The sequence below is a fragment of the Vibrio sp. L85 genome (assembly GCF_963871815.1).
In the GTDB taxonomy this organism is placed as follows: domain Bacteria; phylum Pseudomonadota; class Gammaproteobacteria; order Enterobacterales; family Vibrionaceae; genus Vibrio; species Vibrio harveyi.
The window spans coordinates 74,470-88,535 of the sequence record NZ_CAWMYL010000005.1; the positions used below are offsets into that span (position 1 = coordinate 74,470).

Here is a 14,066-nt window from a genome sequence, read left to right on the forward strand (position 1 = left end):
AACAATATCTGAATCGTTAGCAGGGAGCACTTCATGAACCAACGCCAATTACAGCAGCAAGCATTTGACTTAAGTGATCAAAACTTAATTGTCGGCAATGTGGATCAATGTCCATTGCCACCAGAAATCTTGGCGTTTACGACAGCGAACTCAGAGTATGTTGTCGAAACGTTTGAAAGTGGTTTGACGGCGCAGGTATTTCATATTCGTGTCGGCGGACGAGACTATACGCTCAAGAAAAAACGCCCACAGCCGAAAGTGCAAAACCCTGATGGTCAGTACTCCTTTCTGAATGAAGTTCAACGCCGTCTTGATTTTCAAACTCAAAAAGACAATCCGAATTTAACTGAGGATTTTAAACATATTGTTGAGACTGTTTATGCTGATTATCGTTTAGGAATCATTGTTTCAGATTGGATTGAAGGTTCGCCAATTCAAGCCCTAACTGAGGACTTATTAGGGCAGCTATTCTCGACTCTATTTGTCTGTGAGCGAAGTGGGTTGTTTGAGTGGGATTTGTGTTCAGGGAACTTGCTGGTGGATAAACAAGGTCAGCTAAAGTTGTTCGATTTTGGTTATATGTATCGGTTTGACCCGTTAAGAGAGTTCAACAGCAATGGTATGCATGACCCTATGTTTGATGCTTGTGAGCGATTTGAAACGCGCTTCTTCTCTGGTTGGTTATTGGAGCAAAATTATTCCCGAAAAGAGGCAATGCAGCTATTCAAAAACGTGAAACAACAAGGCGTTAAGATGCTTGAATACAAGCGGGACTGGTTAGTTCAAAACTATGCCGTGCCAGAAATCGTAGAGCGAGTGCAAACGTCGATGGAAAAGATACAAACAGCGCTAAAATCTGATGCTGAGTTGGAACATCTTTTTACGCTTGAGATGTTTCGTTCGCATGTGCTCGATATTGAAGATGATTTGGATGGTAAGAGTTGCACGCCAACCACAATTAAACGTGTGCAGTTTGTTTTAGATATGCTGCAGCAACATTATGATTTGTTGGTTGAAGGAGGTGCATTGTTTTATCAAAATGCCGCTAAGAGTAAAGCCGAACTGATTCAAACCTACCAAGAGAAACACGAATTGGTGCTGCAGTACCAGCTTTAGCTTTCGGCGTCGAGAAAACAAAAAAAGCACACGAGAGGTGTGCTTTTCCATGCCATTGTCTAGGCAGGTGCTAAGTGGCATTACTTCGCTTGTTGCATCTCAACTAAACCACCTGCGTTATGAAGGTTGGTAAACCCTTGTGATTGCAGGTACTGATACGCTTGCCCTGAGCGATTGCCGCTGCGGCAGTAGAGCACGATCTGCGTGTCTTTATCGACATTAGCAAAGTGTTTATCTAACTCTGAAAGCGGGAAGTTAACCGCATTGTCTAAGTGACCATCCGCGAACTCTTGTGGCGTGCGTACATCGACAACCATTGCGCCTTGCTCAATCCATTGCCAACCCTGCTCTGCACGTTCAGAAGCCAATACCGGTGGAGCGGTGAAAGCTAAGCTTAAACAAGTGAATACAATCGGTAGTAGTTTTTTCATTGAGTTCCTTTCCTCAAGGTCAATTACCCTAAACAGTATTGATGAGAATTATACGTGTGATTATTAAACTTCGATGTGGCGCCAGTCGAAATGTCGTAACTCAGCGTGTTATGACTTCAATCCTAACATGGCACCAAACACCAGTAAGCCAGCGCCACAAGCTTGGTTCAACCTGCGTTTCACGCGCAGTAATAAGCTCTGTAATCGCGGTGAGGTAAACAAGATGGCAACCATAGAAAACCAAATCCCGTGCAGCGCAATCATGTAGACACCGTAACCTAAAGCTAGGTGCTGTGATTCTGCATTCGGGTCGATGACTTGGCTAAAGATACTTAAGAAAAACAACATGGTTTTTGGGTTAAGTACGTTGCACAAAAAGCCTTGGAAAAAGAACTGCCAAATGGAGATGCTTTCTTGTGTTTCCCCCTCTATCTTCTGCTGAGAATCAGCCCCAAAAATCCCTTTCAATCCGAGATAGATCAGATAAGCCGCACCTAAGTAGCGAATCAAGCTGAACAACCATTCGTTCTGTGAAATTAAGTAACTGATGCCAAGCAATGAATAGGTAATGTGCACCGAAATCGCAAGACTGATGCCCACGGCGCTCCAAATTCCGGCTTGTCTGCCCCTGTTGAGGCTGTTTCTAAGAACCAAGACAAAATCGGCTCCGGGACTGATGACAATGAGTATGCCTAATAAGGCAAGGCTGAAAAGCTCCATGGTGTTTCCTGTTTCTTTGTTGTTATGAATGGGGCAATTGTAGGTCGAGAGTTCGGAGACTATAATTGAAACAAATTCCGCTAAGTGTGAGAAAAAGTCACAGATGAGGCATCTTAAATCCTTCCATGTTTTCCATGTCGCAGCATCGTCTGCGAGTTTTAGTGAGGCAGCAAATAAGCTCAGTATTACGCATGGCGCAGTGAGTAAGCAGATCAAAGTGTTGGAAACCTATCTGGCTCAGCCTCTGTTCTACAAACAGGGGCGCAATATGCTGCTCACTAAAGAGGGTGAGATGCTGAAAAGCTATACCGAGCAAGCATTCCAAGCGTTGGAAACTGGCGTGAACAAGCTGGTGCAGGAGAAGCATCAATACCTTGAAGTCTCTTGTGAGCCAACGTTAACCATGCGTTGGTTGATGCCAAGGCTTTCCGCGTTTAATGATGGTTGTGACGCAGACGTTCGACTTTCGACTGCGGGAGGACCTGTAACGCTTGGCTCGACGGGGCTTGTTATGGCAATTCGTCGAGATGACTTTGAGCCTTTGTATCACTATCCAAAAACCAAGTTAGTGGAAGAGTGGGTGGGTCCTGTGTTTTCACCTGACTATTGGCAGCAAGTGAAAAGTGATTTGAACTCTGTGAAGCTATTACACAGCCAAACTAGACCTGAAGCATGGCAAGAATGGATGCAGCGCTCTGGTGAAGCGTCGATGAATGGCAAAGCAGAACAGTCTTTCGCACATTTCTATTTCTGCATTCAAGCTGCAGTCGACGGCTTAGGAGCGGCGATGGGCTCTTATCCTTTGGTGATGGACGATCTCAAACGCGGCAATCTCGTTGCACCATTTGGTTTTGTGCCGTCAGGGCATGACTATGTCTTATTGACTCAAGACAAAGCACGTTCTGAACTGGAACAAAAATTTGTCCATTGGCTGCAAAACCAAATGGCGGAGTGTGTGCCTTGCACCTAAGAAACAGAGAGAGACCCTAGTCAGGGCGCGCTGAGTTACCTAGAGTGGTTGAATACGTGCTACATAATGGAAATTTAGGAAATGGAAAACCTCAATATTGTTGAAATTAAATCTTTTGTTCCGGCGAAAAATTATGAGCTATCAAAGCGTTTTTATCAGGCGTTGGGTTTTGAGATGCCTTCGGATTTTGGTGGTGTGGCGTACTTCTTCAAGGGCAGTTGCTCATTCTTGCTGCAAGATTTTTATGAGCCGAAACATTGCAATAATTTCATGATGCATTTGTTGGTGGAAGATGTTGTCAGCTGGCATGAACATGTTTCAAGTGTAGATTTGGAATCATTCGGAGCCAAGATGACGGAACTGATTGATCAACCTTGGAAGATGCGAGAGTTCTGTTTGCACGATCCTAGTGGCGTGTTGTGGCGTATTGGTCAGAACATCGATTGATTTGTTTATGAAAAAAGGTCAGCGCTTGCGAACTGACCTTTGAAGAGGGAAGAGTGATAGAGGTTTATTGAGGCGCTTTCATCGCTTCTGATTGATCGCCCGTCATCACGAAGTGCAACTCACCACCCGGTTTGAACTCGGAATGGTCGAAGAAGAAACCGTTATCCAAAGCTTTGCCATTGATGGTGACAGACTTGATGTACATGTTGTCATCGGCGTTGTTCTCTGTGGTGATGGTGAACGTGCCGCCTTTCACCGGAATCACCGCTTTGTCGAATAGCGGACGACCCACAGTGTAAATAGGTTCTGCTGCGTTCACTTGGTAGAAGCCTAATGCAGACATCACATACCAAGCGGACATGGCGCCCACGTCTTCGTTACCAACTACGCCTTCTGGGGCAGCGAAATACATGTCATCAAGAATGTGGTCGACGACTTGTTGCGTCTTCCATGGTTCTGCGGTCCAGTTGAATAGGTAAGGAATGTGGTGTGAAGGCTCGTTACCAAACGCAACTTGACCAATCAAACCAGACATATCCGGTGTTTCAGTGCCTTGGCTTTCGGCGGTGAAGGTTGCTTCTAGGTTTTTCTGGAACTCAGCATCGCCACCCATGATGGTTTTTAAGCCCGCGATGTCATGCGGTACAAACCAAGTCCACTGCCACGCGTTACCTTCGGTGTAGTTGCCTGTTTCGTGTTCTGTGCCGTATGGGTCGAATGGCGTCATGAAGGTTTCATCAATCATCACTGGGCGCATAAAGCCCGTCACGCCATGTTCTGCGTATTCTGTTGGGTTGTAATCGAAGTATTTTTTGTAGCCTTTTGAGCGTTCAAGGTATTGCTCTTCCGCTTTAGTATCACCGGCTGCTTTGGCAATTTGTGCGATAGCCCAATCGTAGAACGCGTTTTCCAGACCGTAAGAAACAGACTCAACCGTATAGTCTTCAAAGACTGGTTCACCATCGACACGTTGGATGGCAGGCGTGAAGCCGTTTTTCTCAATGTAATCGATGTGCTTGGTTAAAGTGCGATCCAATACGCCTTGATCCCAATCGGCTTGCAGTGCCGGGTAGTTGTCGTAAGTCGAAGAGTCGATCGCGGCTTTCAGCGCCAGCTCTTTCTCTTGTTGAGTAAACTCTTCTGGGAATTTGGTCATCGCATCCGCAATCACTGCTACCGCTGGGTAGCCAACCATGGTGCCTGTTTCGTCACCTAAGTGCTCCCACTTCGGCAGCAAGCCGCTTTCAGTGTACTTCTGAACTAGGTTCTTCGCGTATTGCACCGCGCGAGTTGGCTCTGTGATGGTTTTTAGTGGGTGTAACGCGCGTTGGGTATCCCATAGAGAGTAAACCGAGAAGTTTGGCTGTTCTTCTGTTGCTTGACCGTAAGCGATGGAGTATTCCCCTTCGCCTTCACGAATTGAGCCTTTGCCCATGCCACGGAATCGACCATCCACGTCTTGATGCACCATAGGCGCAATCTTGGTGTGGTAAAGCGCAGTGTAGAAGATCTCTTTCTGATCTTCCGTGCCCCCTTCAATTGAGAAGTTGAGTGCTTTAGCCCATTTCTCGCGTGCATTGTTACGCGCAGTATCGAAAGAGACATTCGCTTCGGCATCGTAGTTGTTTTCTGCGCCTTGTGGGTCAACCGCAGATAATGCCACTTGCGCATTCAACTCTTGTGAGCCTTCATCTTCAAATTCGATGTAGGCAGTGACGTCCGCTTTGACACGCTTAACTGGATTACCTTGGTCATCATAAATCAATTCAGAAACGTGCTCTGCCGTTAGGCCGTCAACAGGCTTACCATTGGCAAGGATGTAGACGTCTTTGATCTTCTTATCGAAAGTCGCATAGAAGAAGACTTTTTGGTTTTTCGCCCAACCAGAGAAGTGTGCTGCATCGCGCTCGCCCGTGATGGTATGACCGTCTTCGCTCACCGTCAGTTTGTTGCGCAGAGAGGTCGAACCCCAGTCACTGTTAAGGATGGAGTTGAGGTCTATCTTCAAACGTTGTGGTTGACCTTGCGGGTAGGTGTAACGATGGAAGCCGACACGTTCAGACGCCGTAAGCTCAGCTTTGATACCGTTCTCTGCAATCTTCACAGAGTAGTAACCCGCTTCTGCCACTTCTGAGGTTTTGTCCATCTTGACCGAAATCGCTTCGCGGTAGTCGTCGCTGTCTTCGATGTATTTAGCTTTATCTTCGGTAAACGGCAGGAACAGAATGTCACCTAAACCGCCCATCCCCGTGCCAGATAGGTGAGTGTGGGAGAAGCCAAATAGAGTCTTTTTATCGAAGTGGTAACCTGATGAAGAGTGCCAGCCGATCAGCTCGGTATCTGGAGAAAGTTGCACCATGCCTTCTGGCACAACAGGACCCGGGAATGTGTGTCCGTTAAAGCCGGTACCAATGAATGGGTCGACGTATTTTAGGTTGGAAGTATCGACGCTTGGTGAGGTGTTATCGTCGTCATCGTTGCAGCCAGCCAAACCAATAACACTCGCAATCACAGCGGTGGCGATAGCGGTTTTCGTAAAGTTCATAATCTTGATTCCTTAGGCAGGAAGCGAGTCACTTCCTGCCACTGAGTTAATCTATCTGTTTATTCTTTAAACACGAATTACATAAAACGTTACTGAGCTTGAAGCGCTTCTTGCTTGTCACCCGTCATGACGAAGTGAAGCTCGCCGCCCGCTTTGATTTCGCTGTGCTTGAAGGTGAAGTTGGCATCCAGCGGCTTGCCGTTGATGGTTACGGACTTCACGTACTTGTTGTGTGGGCTGTTGTTGTCTGCGATGACTGTGAACTCGCCGCCTTCCACTGGAATGGTGATTTCATCAAACATAGGACGACCGATGGTGTAGACCGGATCCGCAGGCGTCACTTGGTAGAAGCCCATTGCCGACATCAAGTACCAAGAGCTCATCTGACCCACGTCTTCGTTACCAATCAAACCAGTTGGCTCGCTGGTGTACATCTCTGACATGATGCGGTCTAGGTACTCCTGCGCTTTCCATGGCTCATCCGTTAGCGCATATAGGTAAGGAATGTGGTGCGATGGCTCGTTACCGTGCATGTACTGACCGATATAACCCGTTAGGTCGGGCAGCTCTTCACCTGTGTTTGAAGAACGCGCGTTGAATAGTTCGTCCAAGTCTTCACGGAACGCTTTCTCTGGTGTGGTGTCTTTGCCTTGCGCCAAGTCTGCTTGGTAGATTTCTTGTTTCAGACGGTTGAAATCGTGCATTGGTTGGAACTTCCATTGCCACGCGTTCCCTTCGGTGTAGGCAAACTCGTCCACGTAGTAAGGGTCGAATGGTAGCAATGGGCATTTCTCTTTCATCACACCTGAGCCTTCTGGCCACTCAACCATTTCACACTCATCCAAACGCTCTTCATCAATCGGTTGGTTGAACTCCAAAGGCGGTTTGTTTGGTGATGAGCTTAGCGGGTGGTTTTTCGGACGTAAGAAGCCTGTCTCTGCATCCCAATGGTTAAGCCAGTTGTCGGCACGAGTCATAAACTCTTCTTGCAGTTTTACATCGCCAGCCATGCGCGCGATTTCTGCCATTGCCCAGTCGCCATATGCAAACTCAAGCGTGTAAGACGCACTGTTCCAGTAACCGTGATGAACAAAGCCGTTTTCTTCGTACACCTTCACTTGCACAACGTTTGCTGCGCCGATGTTGTTGTCTTCCGTCCAATCTGGGAATTCAGATGCCTCGTGGTAACGCACCGTAAACTCAGCCGCTTCTTTGGCCAGTTGTGGGTCGATGTCTAAGCCTTTCGCCATCGCGTCAGCAATGATAGAAACCGCAGGGAAGCCGATCATAGTGCCCGTGTAATGGCTGTGCAGTTCCCATTTCGGCAAGATGCCACCGTCTTCGTATTTACGAATCAGGTCGTTGGCAAACTCTTCAGCACGTTCTGGGTCGATAATGGTTTTCAGTGGGTGCGCTGCACGGAAGGTATCCCACATGGAGTACACGGAGTAGTTTGGTGTGTCGCCCGCGTCTTTTTGAATGCGAGTACGCATCGCAGGGTATTGGCCGTCGACATCTTGGAAAATCATTGGCGCGATAGAAGCGTGGTAAAGCGCGGTGTAGAAGATCTCTTTCTGATCTTCCGTGCCGCCAGATACCATCATGCGGCTAAGCTCTTGGTGCCATGCATCGTTGGCTTGAGCGCGCGCAGTATCAAATGACACGTCTTTCGCTTCTGCTTCTAGGTTTTTCTCTGCACCTTCTGTGCCTGTTGGTGACAAGCCTACTTGGATTTCTAGCGGTGTTGATGATGGTGCGAATTCTAGGTAAGCGATGGTTTTCACTGCGTCGATGTTGTCGTTGTTTACATCGATTTCCGTTTCTGCGCCGTCAACTAGAGCAATGGCTTTGACGATAGGTTGGTTGAAGGTGGCGTAGAAGTAGACGTGTTGGTTGTTCGCCCAGCCGTTCGAGCTACGTAAACCGCGGATGGTGTACGCGTCGATGAACTCTAAGTCACCCTTCATGGTGCGGTTGTTGAAGTGACCTTTGTTGAGGGTGTGGTCTAAATCGAACTTGATGTGTGGCGTAGTGCCTTCTTTGAAGGTGTAGCGGTGGAAGCCAACACGTTGCGTGGTGGTTAGCTCAGCTTTGATTTCGCCTTTGTTCAGTTCAACCGCGTAGTAGCCCGCTTCTGCGGTTTCGTTGTCTTTATCGAAGGTGTTGAAAACGGCGTTTTCTTTCTTGGTGAAAGGCAGAACTAAGATGTCACCAAGGTCGGTAATGCCTGTGCCAGAAAGGTGAGTGTGGGAAAAACCATACACTGGGATTTCAGTCAGCTTGCCGTGGTCGAAGTAACCGGCAGCAGAGCCCCAGCCTTCCATTTCGGTATCAGGAGAAAGTTGTACCAAACCGTAAGGCACAACCGCCCCAGGGAAGGTGTGACCATCTGCGCCTGTACCAATCAATGGATTGACGTATTGGGTTAGCGTGGTGTCGAGGGATGGTGTTCCAGATTTGCTGTTGTCGTCATCACTGTTACAACCAGCAAGACCAAACATGGCAGCGAGTATAGCGGTAGAGATAAGGGTTCTTTTTAGTTTCATTTTTATGGTTCCACAGAAGTGAAGTTTTTTAGGGGGCTAGATGCCCCCTTTCGTTATTTGGATGGGTATCAGCTACTGCGCTTTCATCGCTTCAGATTTGTCTGAAGTCATGACGAAATGCAGCTCACCACCGTCTTTCAAATCGCTGTGCGCGAAGCTGAAGTTGTCACTCAATTGTTTGCCGTTGATGGTCACCGACTTCACGTAGATGCTCTCTTGGCTGTTATTTTCTGAGGTGATGGTGAATTTACCGTCCGCGACTGGAATCACGGCTTTGTCGAACAGAGGACGACCGATCGTGTAACTTGCTTCGCCCGGCGTGACTTGGTAGAAGCCCAATGCAGACATCACATACCACGCCGACATTTGACCGACGTCTTCGTTACCAATCAGACCTTCATGCGTTGGGTGGTAGAACTCGTTCATCGCTTGATCGACGATTTCTTGTGTCTTCCAAGGTTCTGCCGTCCAGTTGTATAGGTAAGGCACGTGATGATCAGGCTCGTTACCCATCACGAACTGTCCGATGTAGCCAGACATGTCGTGTGATTGGCTCGTATCGGCGTTGGAGTCCGCATTAAACAGCGCATTCAGGTTAGCGAGGAATGCCGCTTTGCCTTGTTCGGTTACGTCTTCAGGAAGAGAGAAGTCAGTGCGGTCGATGTGCTCGCCACCCATCACGTTAGCCAGACCGTTCAAGTTGTGCGGTGCAAACCATGTCCATTGCCATGTGTTGCCTTCGGTAAGGTCTTCACCTCGGTGCTCGGCGCGGTAAGGCCAGAACACGTCACTTTCGTTGAGTGCTTTGCGGTCTTTACACGCGTTGTAGTCCATACCGTCTGGGATAGACAGCGCCATGTTGCCGTCCAAACATTCGGCTTTCAGGTTATTTGCCCAAACCTTACTGCCACTGTTCATGTAAGCCGGACGCATAAAGCCCGTCGCACCCAATGCGTTGCCTTTAGTGTCTTGCAGTTTGCCGTATTGCTCTGGGTTGTAATCGAAGTAGTTCTTGAACGATTCAGAGCGCGCCATGTAGCGGTCGTACTGCTGGTCGTTGCCTGCAAGTTTAGCGATCTGAGCGATACACCAGTCGTAGTAAGCATTCTCAAGACCGTAAGACACCGACTCGTTCACAAGCTCGTCGTACTTGTCGACTTTCAAACCTTCCACGTAACCCGGTTTGTCACCAGAATCCGGCGCCCATTTGGTGTTAGCTGGAATAAAGCCGACGTCTTCTTGGTAGTCGTTGTGACGCGTCATGACCGTGAAGCGTTTGTCACCGTTCCAAGCATCTTGATAAGGCACCCAGCTTTCAGTTTTATCAAGGTTGAAGTTGACGGTTTCGTCAGCGGCTTTCAGTGCCAAATCAAACTCAGCAGTGGTAAAGGCTTCTGGGTGTTTGACCATGATATCGGCAATTACCGAGACCGCAGGGTGACCGACCATTTCACCGGTGTAATCCGAGTGCAGTTCCCATTTTGGCAGCACGCCGCCCGTTTGGTATTTGTTCAATAGATCGCGTGCGTGTTCAATCGCGCGGTCTTTATCGATGATGGTTTTCAATGGGTGTGCAGCGCGGAAGGTATCCCACATTGAGTACACTGAATAGTTCACTAAGCCATCTTCTGCTTGGTGCACTTTGCCATCCATGCCACGGTATTTGCCATCCACATCTTGGTATAGGAATGGAGCAACAAACGTACGGTAGAGCGAGGTGTAGAACATGGTTTTGTCGGCTTTGTTGCCACCTTCCAGTTCAAACTCGCCAAGGATGTTTTCCCAAGCCACGCGGTTTTGTTGTACGACGTTGTCGAAGTCCCAGCCGTTAGTGTCTGCTTCTAGGTTTTTCAGCGCGCCGTCAACGCCAGTGCCAGAAATCGCTACTTTGACCACCAATGGCTCATCGCTCTTGCCAAAGTTCAAATGCGTTAGGACATCGTTTGCGCGTTTTGCCAAACGTTCTGGATCAGGTTCTGGTTCGCCCGGCATTGGTTTGTGCTCAGCGTAGCCACGGTAATCTTCCAAGCCGACTTCAGTAGCGTCAGTTGGAGTCAGTTTGCTTTCAGAAGCCAGCTTGGTGTACAAGTTCTCTTCAATGATTGGATCAGAGAATTCTGCCGCGAAGAACACGGTTTGCCATTGACCCCATTCGTTTGAGGTACGCGCGCCTACGACGGTGGTGTCATTAACGCGTTTGTAGTAGATGCTGCGAGAGTGGTTGCCGTATTGTTCCAACAGTTCGTGTTGCAGGTCGATACGTACTTTGCGATCTTCACCCGGTTTGAAGGTGTAACGCTGGAACGCCACGCGGTCGGTTGCCGACAGTTCAGCTTTTACGCCAGTTTCTACAAGGTCAACCGAGTAGTAACCAACCTCCGCTACTTCCGAGCTTTTATCCATGGTCACGGCGTCGGTATTAAAGCCTGTGTATGGCAAGAAAGCGAAGTCGTTTAGGTCGCCTTTACCAGCGCCGGAGATATGGGTCATTGAGAAGCCAGAAAGCAGGCTGTGCACAGGATCGTATTCAACAGGCGAGCCTTTGCCATTCCAACCGTTTGGATCGAAGTTATCTGGTGAAGGTTGAATCATACCTTCTGGCATAACTGGAGACGGGTTAACGTTGCCAAGACCTTTAGTGCCGATCAAGGTATCAACGAATTCCAAAGTAGGGGTAGAGATAACTGGAGTTTCCGGATCAGAGTCGCTGCCACAACCAGCAAGACCAAGCATGGCGGTTAACACTGCGGTAGAGAGTAGGGTTCTTTTTAGTTTCATTGTTTTTATTCCACGAGAAAAGGGGACACGAGGTCCCCTCAAAATCATTATTCGCCTAGGTTGGCTTGCATTGCTTCAGACTTGTCAGCTGTCATCACGAAGTGCAGTTCGCCGCCTGCTTTGAATTCGCTGTGCTGGAAGGTGTTGTAAACATCCAGAGGCTTACCGTTGATGGTCACTTCTTTGATGTACATGTTGTCTGGACCGTTGTTCTCAGCCGTTACCGTGAAGGTGCCAGAGCCAATATCTACCGTCGCTTTGTCGAAGATTGGGCGACCGATGCTGTAGGTTGGATCGGTTGGCGAGATTTGGTAGAAGCCCAGTGCCGACATCAAGTACCACGCCGACATTTGACCTACGTCTTCGTTACCGATGATGCCGTCTGGTGTCGGTTTGTAGAACTGGTCGTAAACTTGGTCTAGGTATTCCTGCGCCTTGTAAGATTCTTCAGTACGGTTGTACAAGTAGATGACGTGGTGCGAAGGTTCGTTACCGTGAATGTACTGACCGATGTAGCCTGTCATGTCTTGGTGCGCTTCGCCGCCATTTGGATCGGCAGTAAATAGGTTATTCAGCTTGTCGTTCAAACCTTGCGTGCCGCCCATGATTTCAGTCAGCTTGTCTAAGTCTTGCATGAACGCCCATTGCCACTGCCACGCGTTACCTTCTGTGTAGTAGAACGCGTCAGACTTGTAAGGGTCGAAGTCAGTTGAAGCGTATTTCAGCGCACATGGGTCGCCTTCTTTCAGCTCTGTCGGTACAAAGAAGCCCGTGCCGCCTGCGTTACCTGCTTCTGCATCCCAGTGTTTCAAAGAGTTGTAAGAACGAGCTTTGAACTCTTCATATGCGTCCATATCGCCAGCGGCTTTTGCCATTTCTGCGATCGTCCAATCGTAGAATGAGAATTCCAACGAGTACGACACTGAGTTCCAGTTCGGGTAACGAACACACTGTTCTTTCTCGTGGTAGTTCAACTGACCTGCCATGAGTGAGCTTAGGATGTCGTCATGAATCTGTGGGTACTCATGCGGTGTGTAGCGAGCTGATTTCACTGATGCGGTGTAAGCTTGCTCTGCATCAATCAAGCCTTTGGTTACAGCATCGCCTAAAATCGCTGCCGATGGGTAGCCGATCATGGTGCCGGTTTCTGAGCCGTGACCTTCCCATTTCGGCAATAGACCAAACTCGTCGTTGGATTTACGAATCAAGTCTTTCACGTATAGCGTTGCTTGGTCTGGGTCGATGATAGTCCACATTGGGTGAACCGCGCGGAACGTATCCCACGTTGAGTAAATCGAGTAGTTTGGTGTGTCGCCATCTTTCAGCGTGCGCACTGTGCCAAGCATATCCACGTATTGACCATCCACATCGTAGAACTCGATTGGTGCGATCATCATGTGGTACATGCCAGTGTAGAAGTTGGTTTTCTCTGCGTCAGTGCCGCCTTCTACTTTGATTTTCGCTAGCTTCTCAGCCCACGCGTATTCTGCGTCTTCTTTCACTTTTGCTAGGTCGAAACTTGGTGCTTCTGCTTCTAAGTTTTTCTGTGCGCCTTGCCAGTTAACTGGAGAGATACCGACGCGGATTTCAATTGGCTCTTCGCCTGTGCCGAAGTTTAGGTAAGCGGTCAGATCATCGCCTGAGTAAACCGCGCCATTGCGCATTTCGCGCGTTGGTTCAAGGTCTTGTTCGCCTAACAGTGCTTTGGCGATTGGTTGGTTAAATTTCGCGTAGAAGAAGATGTCCTGACCTTGGTGATCTTGCCCTTGGAACCAGCCTGTTGATGTTTTACGACCGCGAATGGTGTATTCGTCCACCACTTCTACTTTGTTCTTCAAAGACTTGCCGTTGTTGTTCATTAGGGTATGACCTAAATCGAACTTCACGTTACGGTCAGCGCCATCAGCAAAGGTGTATTTGTGCAAACCAACGCGTTTGGTTGCGCTCAGTTCTACTTCGATTTGACCTTGGTTTAGCTTGGTTTTGTAGTAGCCTGCGCTTGCTTCTTCATTGGCTTTGTCGAAAGAGTTCAGCTGTGTGTTCGCCATGTCTGCGTATGGCAGAACCAAGATGTCGCCTAAGTCCGTTGCGCCTGTACCTGAAAGGTGAGTATGGGAGAAGCCGTACAGCGGAACGTCAGTGTTAACTACTTCGCCAGTTTCGTAGTTGGATGAATCCCAGTAGCCAGATGCCGAGTGCCAAGGGTTAAGTCCTGACTCGTGATCAGTGTTAGAGCCGATGAAAGTATCTGGAGACAGTTGAACCATACCTGCCGGTACCGTCGCGCCCGGGAACGTATGACCTGAAGCTGCTGTGCCGATCATTGGATCGACGTATTTCAACACCGCGAGATCAACAATTGGATCGCCCGGCAGTGAAGAGGAAGAATCGTTGTCGCTGTTACAGCCAGCCAAGCCACCCGTCAGACCAACCAGGATAGCCAAAGAGATAAGATTACGTTTAAACATGTGCATACCGTTTTGTCGTTATTCGTATATAAAAAAGTGTTTATA

9 protein-coding genes are annotated in these 14,066 nt (G+C 48.5%); 3 read left to right on the top strand and 6 right to left on the bottom strand.

All coding sequences use genetic code 11. The features are described 5' to 3' along the window. Nucleotides 1–33 precede the first annotated feature (33 nt). Nucleotides 34–1,116: an AarF/UbiB family protein gene (locus AACR11_RS00540; RefSeq protein ID WP_029788280.1), complete on the top strand. Its 1,083-nt coding sequence runs from the start codon at nt 34–36 to the stop codon at nt 1,114–1,116. 80 nt (nt 1,117–1,196) lie between these two features. Here the strand turns inward: AACR11_RS00540 and AACR11_RS00545 are convergent, their stop codons facing one another. Both AACR11_RS00545 and AACR11_RS00550 read right to left on the bottom strand, forming a co-directional pair. Beyond that, entirely contained in the window at nt 1,197–1,547 is a 351-nt protein-coding gene (locus tag AACR11_RS00545) for a rhodanese-like domain-containing protein (protein WP_029788279.1), read from the bottom strand. A 108-nt stretch (nt 1,548–1,655) separates the two neighbouring features. Continuing rightward, entirely contained in the window at nt 1,656–2,267 is a 612-nt protein-coding gene (locus AACR11_RS00550) for a LysE family translocator (RefSeq protein ID WP_029788278.1), read from the bottom strand. A 103-nt stretch (nt 2,268–2,370) separates the two neighbouring features. Here AACR11_RS00550 and AACR11_RS00555 point away from each other — a divergent pair, with 103 nt between their 5' ends. Both AACR11_RS00555 and AACR11_RS00560 read left to right on the top strand, forming a co-directional pair. Next, nucleotides 2,371–3,237 carry a LysR family transcriptional regulator gene (locus AACR11_RS00555; protein WP_029788276.1) on the top strand — a complete coding sequence of 289 codons (867 nt, stop codon included), beginning with the start codon at nt 2,371–2,373 and terminating at the stop codon, nt 3,235–3,237. 81 nt (nt 3,238–3,318) lie between these two features. After that, a complete protein-coding gene (locus AACR11_RS00560) occupies nt 3,319–3,684 on the top strand; it encodes a VOC family protein (RefSeq protein ID WP_029788275.1) in 366 nt (121 codons plus the stop codon). 64 nt (nt 3,685–3,748) lie between these two features. On the opposite strand, the gene AACR11_RS00565 is transcribed toward AACR11_RS00560, so the two are convergent. The 4 genes from AACR11_RS00565 to AACR11_RS00580 form a co-directional block, all read right to left on the bottom strand. Then, nucleotides 3,749–6,229 (bottom strand): GH92 family glycosyl hydrolase, encoded by a 2,481-nt coding sequence (locus tag AACR11_RS00565; RefSeq protein WP_029788274.1) that lies wholly within the window; start codon nt 6,227–6,229, stop codon nt 3,749–3,751. Between the two features lie 89 nt (nt 6,230–6,318). After that, nucleotides 6,319–8,775 carry a GH92 family glycosyl hydrolase gene (locus AACR11_RS00570; protein WP_025526153.1) on the bottom strand — a complete coding sequence of 819 codons (2,457 nt, stop codon included), beginning with the start codon at nt 8,773–8,775 and terminating at the stop codon, nt 6,319–6,321. A gap of 72 nt (nt 8,776–8,847) precedes the next feature. Next, on the bottom strand, nt 8,848–11,553 hold the full coding sequence (locus AACR11_RS00575) for a GH92 family glycosyl hydrolase (RefSeq protein WP_029788273.1): 2,706 nt from the start codon (nt 11,551–11,553) through the stop codon (nt 8,848–8,850). A gap of 47 nt (nt 11,554–11,600) precedes the next feature. Then, a complete protein-coding gene (locus AACR11_RS00580; protein WP_079325456.1) occupies nt 11,601–14,021 on the bottom strand; it encodes a GH92 family glycosyl hydrolase in 2,421 nt (806 codons plus the stop codon). Nucleotides 14,022–14,066 lie beyond the last annotated feature (45 nt).

Excerpts from the sequence above, each read along its gene's own strand:
- AACR11_RS00540 (WP_029788280.1), top strand. The coding sequence starts at position 34 with ATGAACCAACGCCAATTACAGCAGCAAGCATTTGACTTAAGTGATCAA.
- AACR11_RS00545 (WP_029788279.1), bottom strand. The coding sequence starts at position 1,547 with ATGAAAAAACTACTACCGATTGTATTCACTTGTTTAAGCTTAGCTTTC.
- AACR11_RS00550 (WP_029788278.1), bottom strand. The coding sequence starts at position 2,267 with ATGGAGCTTTTCAGCCTTGCCTTATTAGGCATACTCATTGTCATCAGT.
- AACR11_RS00555 (WP_029788276.1), top strand. The coding sequence starts at position 2,371 with ATGAGGCATCTTAAATCCTTCCATGTTTTCCATGTCGCAGCATCGTCT.
- AACR11_RS00560 (WP_029788275.1), top strand. The coding sequence starts at position 3,319 with ATGGAAAACCTCAATATTGTTGAAATTAAATCTTTTGTTCCGGCGAAA.
- AACR11_RS00565 (WP_029788274.1), bottom strand. The coding sequence starts at position 6,229 with ATGAACTTTACGAAAACCGCTATCGCCACCGCTGTGATTGCGAGTGTT.
- AACR11_RS00570 (WP_025526153.1), bottom strand. The coding sequence starts at position 8,775 with ATGAAACTAAAAAGAACCCTTATCTCTACCGCTATACTCGCTGCCATG.
- AACR11_RS00575 (WP_029788273.1), bottom strand. The coding sequence starts at position 11,553 with ATGAAACTAAAAAGAACCCTACTCTCTACCGCAGTGTTAACCGCCATG.
- AACR11_RS00580 (WP_079325456.1), bottom strand. The coding sequence starts at position 14,021 with ATGTTTAAACGTAATCTTATCTCTTTGGCTATCCTGGTTGGTCTGACG.